Annotated in this window: 20 protein-coding genes and 1 tRNA gene; 12 read left to right on the top strand and 9 right to left on the bottom strand. The window is 40.9% G+C overall.

Annotated elements, in window-relative coordinates:
- Positions 1–20: 20 nt before the first annotated feature.
- The 5 genes from WCY03_RS10870 (at position 21) to WCY03_RS10890 (ending at position 2692) form a co-directional block, all read left to right on the top strand.
- Entirely contained in the window at positions 21–473 is a 453-nt protein-coding gene (locus tag WCY03_RS10870; protein WP_345992844.1) for a thiosulfate oxidation carrier protein SoxY, read from the top strand.
- Between the two features lie 47 nt (positions 474–520).
- Positions 521–823 carry a thiosulfate oxidation carrier complex protein SoxZ gene (gene soxZ / locus WCY03_RS10875; protein WP_345992845.1) on the top strand — a complete coding sequence of 101 codons (303 nt, stop codon included), beginning with the start codon at positions 521–523 and terminating at the stop codon, positions 821–823.
- A gap of 59 nt (positions 824–882) precedes the next feature.
- Positions 883–1371, top strand: a complete 489-nt coding sequence (locus WCY03_RS10880) for a thioredoxin fold domain-containing protein (protein WP_345992846.1) — start codon at positions 883–885, stop codon at positions 1369–1371.
- Complete coding sequence (locus WCY03_RS10885; protein ID WP_345992847.1) at positions 1372–1815, top strand: MOSC domain-containing protein; 444 nt, start codon at positions 1372–1374, stop codon at positions 1813–1815. It abuts the gene before it with no gap.
- A gap of 142 nt (positions 1816–1957) precedes the next feature.
- Positions 1958–2692: a DUF4395 domain-containing protein gene (locus WCY03_RS10890; protein ID WP_345992848.1), complete on the top strand. Its 735-nt coding sequence runs from the start codon at positions 1958–1960 to the stop codon at positions 2690–2692.
- Positions 2693–2712: 20 nt separating this feature from the next.
- Here the strand turns inward: WCY03_RS10890 and WCY03_RS10895 are convergent, their stop codons facing one another.
- The 4 genes from WCY03_RS10895 to WCY03_RS10910 all read right to left on the bottom strand — a co-directional run bounded on the left by WCY03_RS10895 (position 2713) and on the right by WCY03_RS10910 (position 6148).
- Positions 2713–3177: a DUF420 domain-containing protein gene (locus tag WCY03_RS10895; RefSeq protein WP_345992849.1), complete on the bottom strand. Its 465-nt coding sequence runs from the start codon at positions 3175–3177 to the stop codon at positions 2713–2715.
- 32 nt (positions 3178–3209) lie between these two features.
- Positions 3210–3563: a DUF488 family protein gene (locus tag WCY03_RS10900; protein ID WP_345992850.1), complete on the bottom strand. Its 354-nt coding sequence runs from the start codon at positions 3561–3563 to the stop codon at positions 3210–3212.
- 43 nt (positions 3564–3606) lie between these two features.
- On the bottom strand, positions 3607–5907 hold the full coding sequence (locus tag WCY03_RS10905) for a PAS domain S-box protein (RefSeq protein ID WP_345992851.1): 2301 nt from the start codon (positions 5905–5907) through the stop codon (positions 3607–3609).
- A gap of 165 nt (positions 5908–6072) precedes the next feature.
- Positions 6073–6148 (bottom strand) — tRNA-Val (locus tag WCY03_RS10910).
- Between the two features lie 81 nt (positions 6149–6229).
- On the opposite strand from WCY03_RS10910, the gene WCY03_RS10915 reads away from it, so the two are divergent.
- The 3 genes from WCY03_RS10915 to WCY03_RS10925 all read left to right on the top strand — a co-directional run bounded on the left by WCY03_RS10915 (position 6230) and on the right by WCY03_RS10925 (position 9264).
- Positions 6230–6697, top strand: coding sequence for a hypothetical protein (locus WCY03_RS10915; RefSeq protein WP_345992852.1), 468 nt, complete (start codon positions 6230–6232; stop codon positions 6695–6697).
- Between the two features lie 225 nt (positions 6698–6922).
- A complete protein-coding gene (locus WCY03_RS10920) occupies positions 6923–8152 on the top strand; it encodes a NifS family cysteine desulfurase (protein ID WP_345992853.1) in 1230 nt (409 codons plus the stop codon).
- Positions 8153–8289: 137 nt separating this feature from the next.
- Complete coding sequence (locus WCY03_RS10925; protein WP_345992854.1) at positions 8290–9264, top strand: iron-sulfur cluster assembly scaffold protein; 975 nt, start codon at positions 8290–8292, stop codon at positions 9262–9264.
- Between the two features lie 15 nt (positions 9265–9279).
- On the opposite strand, the gene WCY03_RS10930 is transcribed toward WCY03_RS10925, so the two are convergent.
- Positions 9280–10638 carry a diguanylate cyclase gene (locus WCY03_RS10930; protein WP_345992855.1) on the bottom strand — a complete coding sequence of 453 codons (1359 nt, stop codon included), beginning with the start codon at positions 10636–10638 and terminating at the stop codon, positions 9280–9282.
- Positions 10639–10737: 99 nt separating this feature from the next.
- On the opposite strand from WCY03_RS10930, the gene WCY03_RS10935 reads away from it, so the two are divergent.
- Complete coding sequence (locus tag WCY03_RS10935) at positions 10738–12009, top strand: DNA polymerase IV (RefSeq protein WP_345992856.1); 1272 nt, start codon at positions 10738–10740, stop codon at positions 12007–12009.
- A 2-nt stretch (positions 12010–12011) separates the two neighbouring features.
- Here WCY03_RS10935 and purM read toward each other — a convergent pair whose 3' ends face one another.
- Together purM and WCY03_RS10945 are read right to left on the bottom strand one after the other, a co-directional pair.
- Positions 12012–13010: a phosphoribosylformylglycinamidine cyclo-ligase gene (gene purM, locus WCY03_RS10940; RefSeq protein ID WP_345992857.1), complete on the bottom strand. Its 999-nt coding sequence runs from the start codon at positions 13008–13010 to the stop codon at positions 12012–12014.
- Between the two features lie 51 nt (positions 13011–13061).
- Complete coding sequence (locus WCY03_RS10945) at positions 13062–13244, bottom strand: YgaP-like transmembrane domain (RefSeq protein WP_345992858.1); 183 nt, start codon at positions 13242–13244, stop codon at positions 13062–13064.
- 154 nt (positions 13245–13398) lie between these two features.
- Here WCY03_RS10945 and WCY03_RS10950 point away from each other — a divergent pair, with 154 nt between their 5' ends.
- Genes WCY03_RS10950 through dapF form a run of 3 tightly spaced genes read left to right on the top strand, consistent with a single transcriptional unit; the run spans position 13399 to position 15277 of the window.
- Positions 13399–13944 carry a spermidine synthase gene (locus WCY03_RS10950; protein WP_345992859.1) on the top strand — a complete coding sequence of 182 codons (546 nt, stop codon included), beginning with the start codon at positions 13399–13401 and terminating at the stop codon, positions 13942–13944.
- Positions 13944–14537 carry a dephospho-CoA kinase gene (coaE, locus tag WCY03_RS10955; RefSeq protein ID WP_345992860.1) on the top strand — a complete coding sequence of 198 codons (594 nt, stop codon included), beginning with the start codon at positions 13944–13946 and terminating at the stop codon, positions 14535–14537. Before WCY03_RS10950 ends, coaE begins: the two co-directional genes overlap by 1 nt.
- Positions 14534–15277, top strand: a complete 744-nt coding sequence (gene dapF / locus WCY03_RS10960) for a diaminopimelate epimerase (protein WP_345992861.1) — start codon at positions 14534–14536, stop codon at positions 15275–15277. Before coaE ends, dapF begins: the two co-directional genes overlap by 4 nt.
- On the opposite strand, the gene WCY03_RS10965 is transcribed toward dapF, so the two are convergent.
- Complete coding sequence (locus WCY03_RS10965) at positions 15274–15951, bottom strand: glucosaminidase domain-containing protein (protein ID WP_345992862.1); 678 nt, start codon at positions 15949–15951, stop codon at positions 15274–15276. The genes dapF and WCY03_RS10965 overlap by 4 nt on opposite strands.
- 37 nt (positions 15952–15988) lie before the next feature.
- Entirely contained in the window at positions 15989–17158 is a 1170-nt protein-coding gene (locus WCY03_RS10970) for a sodium:proton exchanger (protein WP_345992863.1), read from the bottom strand.
- Positions 17159–17162 lie beyond the last annotated feature (4 nt).

A 17162-nucleotide genomic window follows, 5' to 3' on the forward strand; every position in this document is an offset into this window, starting at 1 on the left:
ATCAAAAAAAAGGAAAAAGAATGCAAAGAAGAAAATTTTTAAGTCTAGGTGCTTTGGCTGCTGTTGCCGCTACCGTACCTGCAACTCTTAGTGCTGAGGATTTCAGAAAATCTAAACCGGATGTATGGACAGCAAAAACTGTTGAAGACGCTATCGCAAAGTTATACGGAAAAAATGCAACTAAAAGCGATGCAGTAAAACTTACTACTCCCGATGTTGCAAGCAACGGCGGTCAGATCCCTGTAAGTTTTAAAACGGATATCGATGCAAAAACTGTTGCAGTATTCCAAAACGTCAACCCTGAAAGCGCCGTCATAGTTTATACAATCTATCCAGATAGCGTTATCGATTATTCGATCAAAATGAAAATGAAAAAAAGTGGAACTATTACTGTAGTCGTTGAAGGCAAAGACGGAAATCTTTATTCAACCAGCAAAACACTTAGTGTTGCTCTTGGCGGTTGTGAAGGCTGATCCGCCTTTACAGCAAATATGAAAACTATAAAGATAAAGGAATATTTATGAAAATTAAAGCAAAACTAAAAGGTGATGTTATTGACGTTAAAGCTCTGGCTAAACATGAAATGATGACATACGATGTAGCAAAGAAAAAAACAGGCGACAGAAACAATGCGAACTTCATTACTCATATCGATGCAAAAGTGAACGGCAAAGTAGTGTTCGAAGCGTCTACAAGTCAATTCTTATCAAAAAACCCTATCTTTAAATTCGCTTTTAAAGGTGCAAAAAAAGGTGACGAACTGGTAATGAGCTGGGTTGACCTAAAAGGCAATACGGTCACAAAGACTGAAAAGATCAAATAACAAAAAAGATACGGAAACTGCGGTTTTCGTATCTCTTCACCATTAACAGAGGTAGAAACTTGTATAAATCAATATTCAAAGCTTTTTTGCTTCTAACAACACTTCATCTATCACTTTTTTCAAGAGATATCAATATTGACGATATCGTAAAAAAAGCAAATCAGTCCCATAAACATCTCTTTCTCTATCTGCATAGAAAAGATTGTGTGTACTGTGAAGAGATGCTTACCTTTACAATAAATGATGATGAAGTAAAAAAGATTTTAGGCAATAAGTTCATCTATGAGCACATTGATATCTTAGACAAAGATCATGTTGTATACAAGAGTTTCAAAGGCAACGGTAAAGAGTTTGCAAGGCTTATAGGATACGACATGTATCCGACTTCGATCTTTTTTGATAAGAACGAAAAGATCGTTTATGCTCAGCCGGGAGTGATCGATAAAAACAGATTCATTCTCCTGCTCCAATATATAAGCGGCAATCTTTTCAAAACCATCGATTTTGAAGATTATGTCGGCAAAATCGGACATAAAGAGAAAAAATAAATGTTAACGACAACGAATACTTTGGCCAAAGTGGTGAGTTTATATATCTCCAGGGCTTCTGAACCTTCCAGATTGAACAAAAATGAGCTGATCTTGGACGACAGCGGTGTACTCGGTGACAAGTTTTACGGCAAAGATATCTGCCGTGCGATACTAGTAACATCTCTTGATGCATACAGACTGGCAAAAGATGCCGGCATAGATATCGATTACGGCGCTTTGGGAGAAAATATACTCATAGACGGAAACATAAAAGATATGGATCTTGGTGAAACATTCAAAATCGGCGATCTTGTTTTTGAGATAACCCAGCACTGCACCTTATGCAACGGACTCTCTAAAATCGATCCTAAACTGCCTAAGCTTCTAAAAGACGACAGAGGTATATTTATAAAAGCCGTCAATGCCGGAAGTATAAAAACAGACGATATGCTATATGTCTGATCTGTTTGCAGATCTATGATCTCTTGTTTTGGGTTCTTTCTTATTAAAGATAAAATAGAATCCAAAACAAGAGCCTTTACGAGAAGCATATAAGCTTCTTTAAACAAAATAGACGAGATAATAAAGTAACAAAAGGATATTTTTGAGCTTACAAAGTTTTTTATGGGATTATGGAGAAAAGGTTCCCGGGTATGACATTACAGTCGTAAACGAGAGAGAAGCCAGAGCTGCAGCAGGAATACTCGGAGTAATGGGGACCATCATTATCTTTGTCGGTATAGGATTCAACCATACGATGGTAGCAAGGATATATCTGGCATTTTTGTGGGTCGACTTTACGCTAAGAATGATAAGTCCAAAATATGTTCCCTCTTTGCTTTTGGGAAGATTTTTCGTACAAAATCAAAAACCTGAATATGTAGGCGGATTGCAAAAACGCTTTGCATGGACCATAGGCTGGTTTATCTCGCTGCCCATGGTCTGGTGGTTCGTTCTTCACTGGGAGATCACTTTTTATAAAGTCCTGATCTGTGTGCTCTGCGCTTCGTTGATGTTCTTGGAAAGCGCTTTTTCCATATGTGTAGGCTGTATGATATACAAAGTCATCACAAGAAAGAATGCGGAATATTGTCCCGGAGGGGTATGCGAACTGCGCAAAAAGGATCCTGTGCAGACTTTCAATCCACTGCAAAAAGTGATCACTGCTTTAGCGATGCTTGGACTTATCGTGGGAACTTACGTCTTTTTGGCTTACGAACAGCCTAAAACTTTCTTCGGTGAATTTCTCCATGAAGCGGTTTTGACAAAAGCACAGCTTAAAAAAGAGAAAGATGAAGCGTACCAGAAGCAGCTGGAAAAAGAGTTCGGAGACGACTGATCTGCGAAACTCTTTATCCGCTAATATATAAAAAGCAGATAGTAGATAACGATTCCCATTGAAGAGCTTACCGTCATTCCCAAAAAGACGTACCGTCCGATTCTGGGATGTGATGCCGGCACCCCTTTTGCCTCTACTTTATAATTTTTTACGGCACTGTAGATAAGTGCCGACCACAATACGACACTGACAATAGCTATGCCCACATGTACGATCAAAAAGGTCATCATAAATCCGTAAGAAACACCTGACGTCTTCATAAACTCCATAATACCGCCTGACATTCTCATACCGACCTCAAATATCGCAACGACGACCAGCGTTACTGCAAAAAGGATAGATTGACAGATGAAATGTCTGTCATATTTTTTCTTGATCGCAAACGAGATACACAAAAACATCAAAAACGGCAGTATCGCAAAATAGAGGGTAACAATATCCAGATATAACGGTGCTGCCGTACCTAAAAAACCTGAGCTGAACATATTTTATTCCTTTGTATCTATTTAAAAAAACATCAATTGATTTTATTTTCTATATACTCTTTTAAGATTATCGCATGTGTATGCAGCGTGTCTTTTGCACCGAATACAAAGGTGACTCTGTCATGCTGCAGATATTTTATGAACTCTTCTACGGCTTTTGGATTATCGTCGAGCTCGTTGATATAACGCCTTTTAAACTCATCCCATTTTAAAGGATCATGCGAAAACCATTTTCTAAGAGACGTACTTGGCGTGACGTCTTTAGCCCAAAAATCGATATGCGCAAAATCTTTGGACACCCCTCTTGGCCAGATTCTGTCTACAAGGATACGAAAGCCGTCATTTTGCTCCGGCGTCTCATATGCGCGCTTAAGTAAGATAACCATAGACACCCTCCCTTTATTATAAACAAATACGTTTATGCAAGACTCAGCTTCCTGTTTTTTTTGTTTCATTTAAAATAATATATTTGTTTTTACCGGACATTTTCGCTTTGTACATGGCTTGATCGGCCTGTTTGATAATTTGATCGGCTTGCAATTTATCTTTTTGCGGATACAATGTAACTCCAATACTTGCTGAAACATTGATAGGGCAATTTTCAATACTGACCGGCTCTGCTATAGTATTTATAAGTCTGGTTAAAAAAGGAGCAACACTTTCTTCATCTTGAATATCAACGAACAAAGCTATAAACTCATCCCCGCCTATGCGAGAAACTGTATCGCTTTGGCGAAGCAGACTTGTCATTTTTTCAGCCAACAAAATAAGCAGTTTATCTCCAATAGTATGACCGTATGTATCATTTACCGCTTTAAACCCATCGATATCGATGTATGCGACGGCTATCATCTGCTTTCTGCGAATTGCCTGAGAAATCGCCTGTTTCATTCTATCGGCAAACAGCATACGGTTGGGTAGATTTGTCAAAGCATCATAATGAGCACTGCGTTCAAGTTCTAGCTGCTGTAGTTTTTGTTGTGTTATATCCGTGAAAATGGAAATATAGTTTTGCACCGCTTTGTTATCATCATAAACGACGCTGATCGTAGCACTTTCAACATATTCTTCTCCATCCTTTTTACGATTCCACAACTCCCCTTTCCATACACCCTCTTTATGCAAAGTTGCCCAAAGTTTTGAGTAAAACGCTTGATCGTTACGACCGGATTTAAGGATATTTGGTTTTTTACCGAGAACGTCGGTGCGTGAGTAACCCGTTATAGTCGTAAATGCTTCATTTACATCCATGATGATATTATCTTTATCTGTAATAATAATACCCTCATGCGTATTGGTAAATACACTTGCTGAGAGCTTAAGCTTCTCTTCTGAACGTTTGCGTTCTGTTATATCGCTAATAAAGGCAAGAAGATATCCGCTTCCCCTGTATTTAATATAAGTCAGATTGATTTCGACTGGAAAGACGGTTCCGTTTTTGTTTTGATGCATCGTAAAAACTATTTTCGAACCTTTTTGTTTGAGCTCATTCCAAAGGATTGGCAGCCGAGACTCAGGAAATTCAGGATCAATGTCAGGTATTCTCATTGATCTTAGCTCTTGTTTTGTATAGCCGAGTTGACGAACGGAACCATCGTTCACATATTTGAAAAATCCATTTTCATCGGTCAAATACACTGCTTCATCTACTTGATCAAGGGCATATTGCATAAGTTTGAGTTCTTCTTCCGATTCTTTATCCTGCGTAATATCTCTGGCAAAGCCTACTGTTCCAAAAAGAGTTCCGGCTTTGTTCAAAATAGGGGCTTTATAGGTCTGATACCACTTTCTTTCCCCTTGCCCTTCTATAAGCTCCTCTAACTCTTTTTTTTGCAATGATGCCATAACCTCTTTATCATCGGCACGATAGGCATCTGCTAGATCTTTTGGAAAATAATCCAAATCATTTTTACCGATGAGCTCTGACGTACTTTTGACCCCGGCTGCGTTGGCAAAAGATTTATTTACAGCTAAAAAATTGCTGTTTGTATCTTTTAGCCAAATAAGAAACGGAAAACTATCCAAAAGCGCACGCTGATAACTTTCGCTTTTTTTGAGTTCTTCTTCATCATGTCTTGATTTTGTAATGTCCGTCCCCGAGGACAAGATACCTTCTATATTTCCATCACTGTCTTTGACATGCTCATTATGCCACTCAATAAGTCTGATGCTTCCGTCTTTTTGCAGCAGTTTCGTTTCATATGTTCTGTAAGGTTCGATATTCCCGCGCATAACATCTGCACACGATTCCTTGATCGATACCTGATCTTCTATAGGAATAGTTTCTTCTATCCAATTTTTACCCAGTAACTCATTTTCCGATTCGTATCCAAGAGCTTTACACAGTTCATTGTTAGCTAAGAGAATGTTAGCGTCGGTATCCAGTGCTACGATCAACGTTCCGGTAATATTCAGATAGCGAAGGGCGCGTTTTTGTGCATAATCAAGGTTGGTCTCCGTATCTTTTTGAAGAACCGTTATCCTGTTCTTTTCACTTTCCACTTCACGAAGATGACGCAACAAGAAGGCTATTAATCCAAAAACAATAAATCCGGTAATAGCAGGGATGGTAAATCCGACAATAAACAGGTTCTCATCAAAAAATACGCCGGTCAGTATATAACTGTGAAGCGCTACCAGCAGCTCTGAAATAACGAGCGCCAATGATGTGAACAGTATGACGAATGACCAAAATCCAAGCTTGGCTAAAAAGGTAATAATTGCATTCATTGTTACATTATATTATTTCTAGTCTTAAACACAAGATTCTCGTCATTTTTCATTGCGTCGGTCATATGCTGTGATCGTCCCGCTAAATCAATCAACTTGAGAAATATTATCGGAGGAAAAAAGAAAATTAAATTGTAATCAAATAGAGTATATATTTGCTGAAAGTGGTGCTCACAACTGGACTCGAACCAGTGACTCTTACCTTGTCGAGGTAATACTCTACCAACTGAGTTATGCGAGCACTTCATTAGAAGACTGAAATAATATTATATTACTACTTAAATTAAGCAAAAGCAAACAGCAATTTATGTAAAATCTTTGTATGTCACATCTACCGAATACTTTAAACTCTTATTGGTTATGGCGGGAAGTCCGTGAAAAGCTTCATGTATCCAATCCTGTATATAAATATTGGAAAGATACACCAAACATAAAACTGAACAATAAGTACGTATTTGTGCAGAAAAACACTCTTCCCAAAAAGTACGAGCATATAGAACCGATACTCACCGATCTCTCCGGTTATCTTCCGATAAAATATGCTTCAGACCGGCTGCATATCAATGAACATGTGTTTAGCTACGAGAAGATGAGACTCTACAAAGAGTTCGAATATAAATACGTTCAGGATATAAAATTCGTGAACATCAGAAAGTTTTTCATAGAGTACGGCATAAAAGTCGATAAGAACTCTCTGCTTCATCTGGGGCGCATAAAAGACTTGGAGATAACAAGCAGCTCCACTTTTTACAATCTCAAGGACGATTACGGACTAGTCGTATACAACTAGCTTTTAATTTTACTTCTGCAATGTTAACGGTAAATATATAGTTTTTACGTCAAAACATCTCATAGAGTATCCATTTAAACCGTTTTTATGAAATTATAGCTTAAACTATGTTAAACCTTAATACCATTTAAGCTTATTTAAATGAGGAAGGTATTATCATCTCATTAGCAAAAAGAGGACAATTTTACTCTTCTTTAATTTTTATGAACAATTAAAGGTGTTTTTATGAAAGTATATATGGACAACAATGCAACTACGATGGTCGCTCCTGAAGTAGTTGATGTAATGCTTCCATTTTTTAGCGAACTTTATGGAAATCCGAACTCACTGCATAAATTTGGTACGGCGACCCGCCCTGCATTATCTCAAGCTATAAATCAGGTCTATACAGCGATAAACGCTTCTGATAATGACGATATAGTTTTTACGTCATGCGCTACCGAATCAAACAACTGGGTCCTAAAATCCGTATGGGTCGATAAAATCTTAAACGGAGACAAAAATCACATAGTTACAACTGAGGTCGAACACCCTTCCGTCCTCTCCACATGCAGATTTTTAGAGGAACAAGGTGTAAAAGTAACCTACCTTCCCGTAAACGAAGAGGGGATCGTCGAAGCACATACAGTAAAAAGCTTCATTACTGACAAAACAGCGCTTGTATCCATCATGTGGGCAAATAACGAAACGGGTATGATATTTCCTATCAAAGAGATAGGCGAGATATGTAAAGCAAAAGATGTCTTGTTTCATACCGACGGCGTACAGGCGGTAGGAAAAATACCTGTAGACGTTTCTGACGTACATGTCGATTTTATGTCGATGAGCGCACACAAATTTCACGGTCCAAAAGGGGTCGGAGCACTTTACATAAAAAATTCACAGGCATTGACTCCGCTGTTTAACGGCGGCGAACATATGGGCGGACGCCGTTCGGGTACGCTTAATGTTCCTTATATCGTAGGAATGGGAAAAGCCATCGAAATGGCTACTTCAAATATAGAAGAGACCATAAAGAACATCCGTGCAAAAAGAGACAGACTAGAAGATGCTCTTCTTAGCATCATTCCCGACACGTTCACCGTCGGGAACCGTGAGAACAGAACCCCTAACACAATACTTATCTCTATCCGCGGTGTCGAAGGAGAAGGTATGCTGTGGGATCTTAACAAATATGACATAGGAGCTTCGACGGGAAGTGCATGTGCGAGCGAAGACCTTGAAGCAAACACCGTTATGCTCGCCATCGGAGCTGACCATGAACTGGCACACACGGGTATCCGTCTAAGTCTCAGCCGTTACACGACCGATGAAGAGGTGGATTATGTCATCGAGCATTTTAAAGAGGCGGTGGAAAGATTAAGAGCCATATCCAGTTCTTATGCAAAAGTAAAACCGTCACCAGGCGGTGAAGCCGGCGAGTGTCAGATCCCGGAACACCACGTACAAAATTAAAAAGCACATAAAGTGCAAAGGGCATCACGCCGAGTGAAGCACAGCGCTAGCGCAGTCAAAGCGATAAACTCACTTTGACGTATCACAAAAAATGTGGTTCCCTTTAATTTTATAAAATAAGATAAAAGGAAAATATTATGGCAAAAAATGATTTAATCGGCGAATCTTTATGGGATGCTTATTCCGATAAAGTTACCCGTCTTATGAATAATCCTGAACATCAGGGCGAGATTACCGAAGAGGAAGCTGCCCAGCACGGCAACAAACTTATCGTTGCCGACTTTGGAGCGGAAAGCTGCGGCGATGCCGTACGTCTTTACTGGGAAGTTGACCCTAAAACAGATATAATCGTGAACTCCAAATTTAGAAGCTTCGGATGCGGTACGGCAATAGCGAGCAGCGACGTTATGACAGAGCTTTGTATCGGCAAAACCGTACAAGAAGCGGTAAAGATCACGAATATCGACGTTGAGTTCGCTCTGCGCGATACGCCTGATGTTCCTGCAGTTCCGCCTCAAAAGATGCACTGCTCGGTCATGGCATATGATGTCATCAAAAAAGCGGCAGGATTATACCTCGGTGTCGATGCTGAAAGCTTTGAAGAGGAGATTATCGTCTGTGAATGTGCGCGCGTATCTCTTAAAACTCTCAAAGAGGTCATCAGACTCAACGATCTAAAAACGATCGAACAGATAACGGACTATACGAAAGCCGGCGGTTTTTGTAAGAGCTGTATAAAACCGGGCGGTCATGAAGAGCGTGAATACTATCTTGTAGATATCTTGGCAGACACACGCCGCGAGATGGATGAAGAGAAGATGAAAGCAGCTGCCGATGCCGGTGTAGAAGGTGATTTTGCTTCTATGACGCTTGTTCAAAAGATCAAAGCTATCGATACCATCATAGACGAGAACGTCCGCCAGTTTTTGATCATGGACGGAGGGAACATGGAAGTTATCGATATTAAAGAGGGCGGCGACAACATCGATGTCTACATCAGATACATAGGTGCTTGTAACGGATGTGCAAGTTCTACCACGGGAACCCTTTACGCGATCGAGAGCACTTTAAAAGACAAACTCTCAAGTAAAATACGTGTTCTTCCTATCTAAAAGAGATACGCTCTTTTAGATAGACGATCTGCTTTTATACATCTCGACCCTGTTTCTCCCGTTAGTTTTTGCCTGGTAAAGCGCTATATCCGCACACTCTATGATCTGCTTGCATGTAAGCGGAGAGTTATCACAGCTTACACCGAAACTGCACGTAAGATTTTCCACAGGAGGGAAGCTGGTCTCCTCTATCATTTTACGAAGTTTTTCAGCTAGCTGCAGCGCATCGGCTTTTGACGTACGTTCCAATACGATCGCAAACTCCTCTCCGCCGTATCTCGCCAGCGTATCAGTCGCTCTGAGCCCTTCCTTTACTGTTTTGACGACCTTTATCAGAACTTCATCGCCTATGAGATGCCCGTAAGTATCGTTTACCGATTTAAAATGATCGACGTCAAACATTATGTAGGTAAACTCTTTTTTTGCTTCACACATGTTTTTCAATAAAATATCGAGATATGATCTTGAAAAACATGGGGTAAGAACATCCATATCCGCACGTCTTGCATAGGATTCCTTCTGCTTTTCAAGTTTTTTGGTGTACTCAAGCTCTTTGGTTACGTCTTGGATGATGACAAGATACTGGTCAAGCTCCGCCAAATAGCTCATGGAGATGGATACGTCCATACTGACTCCGGATCTGTTTCTAAAATGGTGGGGAAGTCTTTGTATGTTATGTTCGTTCTTTACCGTTTTTAAAAGGGTCGGAAACGATTCGCTGTCGCTAAAGAGAGGTTGTAATCCCAGCTGCTTTAAATAATCCTCATTATAATCAAGCATGGTCTGAAGCGATTTGTTCGTGTAAGTGGCTTCGCCATCTCCCGTTAAGATTGCAATGCCGTTTACTGCCATATCGAACGTTTTTTTGAAGTTGGTCTCTTGTTCTCTCAGTGATTTTTTCAGATGTTCCAGTTCGTTTGCCAGCTCTTCGAATTTTGCCTGATGCTCTTCATAGCATGAAAGATCCTGCAGTTCAAAAAGGATATACGTTCCGATCTTCGTGTAGTTTAACAGATACGGTCTTGCTTTTTGATCGGCTTCGATAATGTGAATAAAAAGATCGTTATCGTCCTGTTTATAAATAAGATTTTTAAATTTTGATTTTTCTTCATTGGGTACTATTTTTTCATACCAGATTTTATGGAGGATATTCTGCTCTTTTTCACCGAGTATCTGCAGCATGGCCAGATTTAAATAAACGATGAAGTCATCGTCATCGACCACGAAACAGGCCCTTACCGAACCGTGAAGGATAGATTTCAGGTGCGCATTTTGTTCAAAAAGTTCATTATTTCGTTTATATAAAACAAACAGTAAAAAGAAAAAAACAAAGAACAGAACGAGCAACAAAAATAACAATAAATTATTTTGCAAAACGGTGTACCTCACTTCATTTGAATCGATTATATCATATTTCAAAACAAATTGTCATATTTTTGTGATTTTTTTTAAAAATAATATAGACTTGTTATCATGAAAATACATATAGATCTAGACTGTTTTTTTGTTTCTGCCGAATGCACGAAAGACGCATCACTTTTGCATAAACCCGTTGCCATAGGCGGAAGAAGCGATATTCAGATATTTTCGCATAAAAACAGGAACCAGAATGTGAATCTGACGAATTCAGGATCCTTTGTTTCAACCTTTTATCAGGAATACGACAAAAGGGATGATGACCTGCAAAATTTCTTGGACAAAGACGGAAGAGTCCGGGGAATACTGACAACGGCAAGCTACGAAGCCAGAAAATACGGTATCAAAACCGCAATGAGCATCAGCGAAGCGCTCCGTCTTTGCCCGCATCTCATCATAAAAGCACCGAATATGTCCTTGTATCAGGAACTTTCGCACAAACTTCATCTCTATCTGCAAGAGAAGATTCCCTTGGTGGAACAAGCGAGCATAGACGAGTTTTACTGCGACGTAACGGGATGGATAGCAGATGAAGACGTTCCAAAGTTCATAGATTCGCTTCGCCACGATATCAAAAAAAATCTCGATCTTCCCGTATCCATAGGCGCTTCATATACAAGATACATAGCAAAGCTCGCAACCGGCGAAGCAAAACCTTTTGGCTGCAAGACGATATACAAAAAAGATTTTGACGCTTTTATTGATCCCATTCATGTCAGCAGGTTCTCCGGCATCGGAAAAGCCATGATGCGAAAACTTGAAGAAGCGCAGATATTTACGCTGGGAGAGCTAAGACGCAGACGCGGCACGATAGAGTCCTGGGGTCCTTATGCAAAAGAGCTTTATAAAAAAGTAAACGGAGAGACAGATACCCCAATCAGCACAAAAAGCGTGCGAAAATCGATCGGTATATCAAGGAGTTTTGATCCGGTATTTGACAGGACAGAGCTTAAAAGACGCGTCGTCATTCTTTCGCGTCATCTTATCTTCGCCATACAGAGGTTAAAAGTGATACCCACGGTATTTTCGCTTTCGATCAGATATGAACTCAATCAAAAATCACATAGCAGTATCACGAAAAGAAAAGAGCTGAGCGAAAAGGAGTTCAAAGACCTATGTTTGTCTCTTTTTATGCAGACCGACAATCAAAAACGTCTGCATATCGTGCATCTGGCCATAACTTCTTCGGAGTTTACGCATATCTGCAGACGCGAACTCTCCCTTTTGGAGATGGATGACGACAATAGACAAAAAGAGCTGACAAAACAGGCTCATAAAGTAAGAGAGAAGTATGGCCTCGGCTCCCTTCGGTGGGGAAGCGAGATATAGGTTTAGACCATCACCGCTTTTCTGGTACCGGATTTTATCTCGCCGATATGGTAGCTCCCCTCTGCCGCAGCTAAAACAGCGTCTACGTTCTCCGGACGTACCACAAGTATCATCCCTACTCCCATGTTAAACGCTCTGAACATCTCGTCGCGCGCAACATGCTCGCCGATAAGATCAAAGATAGGAAGCGTTCTTATGCTGCTCTCTTTTACTTCGGCCATCAGGTTTTCAGGTAAAGCACGGGGAAGATTTTCGACAATCCCGCCGCCCGTGATATGGGCAAGCGCTACGATCTTCTCTTTTAATGCTTTAAAAGTCTTTACATAGATATTCGTCGGAGTCAAAAGAGTTTCTATAAGCGGCTTGCCGTTAAAATCTGCTCTAAAATCAAGATTCATCTTCTCGAACAAGACTTTACGCGCAAGCGAAAAACCGTTCGAGTGAAGACCCGAACTCGGGAGCGCTATAAGCTGGTCACCCTCTTGAACCATGCTCACGCGGTCCATCTCTGCCTTTTCCGCGACACCGACCGCAAAACCCGCAAGATCGTAATCGTCTTGGCTGTACATCCCGGGCATTTCGGCAGTTTCGCCGCCGATAAGCGCACATTCTGCTTCCACACACCCCGCAGCGATACCGCTTACTACCGAAGTAGCTACATCCACTTCAAGTTTGCCCGTCGCATAGTAATCCAAAAAGAACGACGGCGTACCGAAGTTACAAATAAGATCGTTCACACACATAGCAACAAGGTCGATCCCGACAGTGTTGTGTATCCCTGAATCAATAGCAAGCTTTAGTTTTGTTCCCACTCCGTCTGTAGCTGCGAGCATTACGGGTTCATTGTAACCCTTAGGAAGTTCAAAAGCACCTGCAAATGAACCTATCCCGCCTATAACGCCCGGTATCTTCGTAGATTTGACTAACGGCTTGATATTCTCGACAAAACTGTTTCCCGCATCGATATCGACACCGGCGTCTTTGTAGCTTATTTGACTCATAAATTTTCCTATGTAAAAAGTAACGTGATTATACCAAAGAGGTATTTAGTTTTAGTTGATGTCGCACTTTTTGGTTATCATACAAAGGGGACAGAAATTCGTGATTCCCGCGATAAGAGGAATAACCCCCAGATAAAACCAGTAAATGCCCGTGTAAGCACCGATAGCGATTAAAATAATTCCGAGAAGAATACGAAATACCCTACAAAACTTTCTTACTTTATTTAAATCCATCATCATACCCTTGATTTTTTTAATGAAATTATATCCATAATTTTTTTTAGTTATAATTAGAGATAAAATTAATCGTTATCCATAGGGGTAACTTTTTAATATTTTTTAAATCTAATCTGATACAATCGCGAAAACTTAAAAACTAGGAAAAATTTTGAAAGATTTTATATACCCGGAAATGATGATACATGTGCCGCTTTGTACACATAAAGAACCAAAGAACATCCTTGTACTGAGCGACGATGCGATGAAGCTTCAGCTTGAGATCTCACGTCATGACGATATGAGCGCTACAACGGTTCCCGCATCATTGGAAAGTCTTAGAAACGCCGGCGACGCATCGTTTGAAATAATTCTATCCGAAGCAGCATGCGACGCAGCCAATATCGCCCATATGAGCAGAGCATTGACGGATGACGGCCTTTTGGTCACTGTACACCCGTCACTGGACAATGTGGAAGAGAACAAGATCATTATGCAGGTTATGGCAAACTATTTCAAGATCATCATGCCTTACCGTTTAGAAAACGGGGAGAGTCTGCTTTTAGCTTCAAAAGCGTACCATCCGACAGCGGATCTGATCTTGCAGCGTGCAGATATGCTTGACGGCCTTAGCTACTACAACAGCGACATCCATCCGGCGGCTTTTGCTATGGGCAACTATATCCGCAAAGAATATCTCGGAATCATAAGAAACTAATGGCGTTTAAGTATGCTATCGCGCTCACCGGTTCGATCGCCACGGGCAAGAGTACCGTCGCTTCGCTGATGGCGCTTAACGGCATGCGCGTCATAGATGCGGACAGCATAAGTCATGAGATATTAGAAGCAAATGCACAGTGGGTCAAAGAAAATTTCGGCGAAGAGTTTGTCAAAAACTCCAAAGTGGACAGACCAGCTCTTGGAAAGCTGATATTTTCAAACAAAGATGCCAAAAAGAAATTAGAAGCGTTCCTGCATCCGCTCATACGCCAAGAGATCGAAGCGAGATCGGAGAAACAGGACAGTTTTAAGTTTCCCTATCTCATAGACATCCCTCTGTTTTTTGAGAGTCAGGCGTACCCCATCAAAGACAGCGTCGTCGTCTATACTCCGCCCGAGCTTCAGCTTGAGCGTTTTATGAAGAGAAACGGCTACTCAAAAGAGGAATCTCTAAAACGTATCGCGAGCCAGATGCCGATAGATGAGAAAAAAAAACGTGCAACCTGGGTGATAGACAACTCAAAAGACCTGCCGCACCTTCAAGATGAGGTAGAAAAGTTCGTAAATACCATAAAGGAAAAATACCTATGAATGTAACTAAATACAGTGCAAACGGAAACGATTTTGTTATTTTTCACACTTTTTTAAAAAAAGACCGCTCCGCTCTGGCAAAAGAGATCTGCGACCGCCAAAACGGTGTGGGTGCCGACGGACTTATTGTCTTGATTCCTCATGAAACATACGACTTTGAGTGGGAGTTTTATAACTCCGACGGAAGTACGGCGGAGATGTGCGGAAACGGCAGTCGTGCATGTGCACATTATGCCTTTACAAACGGTCTTGCTCCCGCATCAATGCGCTTTTTAACACAGGCAGGCGTTATCGGAGCGGAAGTAAACGGCACTCTTGTAACAAGCGAGCTTACTCCTCCGAATATTCTTGACAAAGAGATAGTAGAGAATAAAAAATCCTGGTGGAAAATAGATACGGGCGTACCTCATCTCATTACTTTTGACGCGGATATAGAGAACTTCGACATCAAAGAAGCAAGAGAGCTTAGATACAAATATAACGCAAACGTAAATATCGCTGCCGTAAAAGAGAACGGGTTATATGTAAGAACTTACGAGCGCGGTGTCGAAGATGAGACATTAGCCTGCGGTACGGGCATGGCATCCGCATTTTACAGAGCTTACCAGGAGAGTCTTGTTGCAGACAATACAAAAGTATTTCCAAAAAGCGGAGATACTCTCTACCTGGCAGCAAAAGGAGATACTATCACTTTTGCCGGAGAGGTCAAAGCCGTATTTACGACCGACTACAACGTCTAGTCGTCGTACTTTGTCAAGTTGTTGTGATTGATGACTTGAGAAAGCTGCTTGGCATAAGTATCTCCGATCTCAGAGTATCTGTCAAGGGCTTTGACCAAAAGATGAGGATCGTCCGTTTGTAACCGTACGGCTCTGAACTTTTTAAATGCTTTTGAGATAGACATCGTCCTGTAATAAGCTCTCACCGAATCATTGATACTTTTGAACTTTGTCAGCCAAACCGTTCTTTTTCCGTTTTTTTCACCCGCGGCGATTCTCGGTTCTTTAGGGTCGATACTGTGAACTCCGAAGATGTTGTTGGCTTCCACAAAGAATCTGGACGTCCCCCAAGAGCTTTCCATCGCCGCTTGGGCTATAACTATGCTTTGAGGGTGCGGCTTTAATGCTTCTAGCAGCGCGACATCGCTTTTAACCTGATAAAGAGCCTTTAATCTGTTAACCTCTTTCAAGTTTTTACCCTCTTTTATATCCCTGTCTATTCTTTTATATCTATTCATTAAAAGATTATGAACTTTTTTCACCGCAGGTACGACCAGATAAAAGAACCTCTCTTTTTTTTCCTGGATCGTCATGTTCTTCGGTACTACGTTCGCGACATATTTCGCTTTTTTATGAGCATGCGTATCTCCAAAGACGGATATGCCTAATACCAGTAGTAAATAAAGATATTTCAAAAAATCCTCTCCTTTTTTAAAAAAATGAAATCAAACATCAATAATAGATGGCAATTATAGTAAACGCGAAGAAAAACATCAAGTGTGATATTCCCTCAAAATAGTTCGTATGCCCTTCATCGGTAGTTTTCCACGCCAGAATAATGGTCAATATCAAAGCCCCTATCTCAAGCGGATTAAAATCCAAGGTCAAGCGGATATCGCTTACGTAGGCTAAAAAGACCAAAACGGGTACGGTAAACAAGATGGAGACCGTCGACGCTCCCATGGCGATGTTTACCACACGCTGTATCTCGTCGTTCTTAGCCGCTTTAATGGCCGTAGCTATCTCTGGGGAGACGGAAACTATCGCGATGATAAGTCCAGCTATACCCGAAGATATTCCATACTCTTTTGCTATTTTAACGCCTTCGGTGGCAAATACTTCTGCACCGAATGCTATGATAGCAATAAATAAAAAGATGGCCCCTATAAGCGAGATATTGTTGAACTTTTCAAAGATATAATCATCCTCCTGATCCTCAACGTTTTCCTTATTCTCTTTTGCCATCTTCCTTTTTAGCCTGAATATTCTGCTTTTAGCGGTCTGCTTGAAAAAATGCGTATGCGTTCTTGTCTGAAATACAAGAATGAACATATAAAAAACGAACAAAAGAGTCGCAATGGCTTTGGAAGCGTTTTCAATGGTCGTCACTGAATGCGACACATGATTTAAAAGACCGGGAACAAGCAACGCAATACCCGCTACGAACAAGATGGTAGTATAGGCGCTGGAGGTTTCCTTGTTATGTTTTTGCTCGGTAAATTTCAATCCGCCCAAAAAAACAGCAAGCCCCAGAAGAACGTTCATATCGACTATCACCGCCGAGACGATACCGCCTTTGACGGTTTTTACGACATCAGGATCATGATATGCCTGCAGCAAGACTATATATAAAAGTATTATCTCGACGACAACCGCGCTCAAAGTGAGAATAAAACTTCCGTAAGGTTCTTGAAACCTCTCCGAAAGTATCTCTGCGATCTCAGAAACGCTGAGCGAAAGTGCGCCTATGCCGATAGCCGCAGCTAAGGTTGCCATGACCTCAAACCCGAGATCATGAAAATAAAACGAAATCCCAATAGACACAACGCCTACGACGATATCCCAATAATCGTCTACAAAATACTTTAACCTACTGTCGCCTTCGCTACTCGAAGAGTCCATCTAT

The organism is Sulfurimonas sp. HSL-1716 (assembly GCF_039645975.1).
GTDB lineage: Bacteria > Campylobacterota > Campylobacteria > Campylobacterales > Sulfurimonadaceae > Hydrocurvibacter > Hydrocurvibacter sulfurireducens.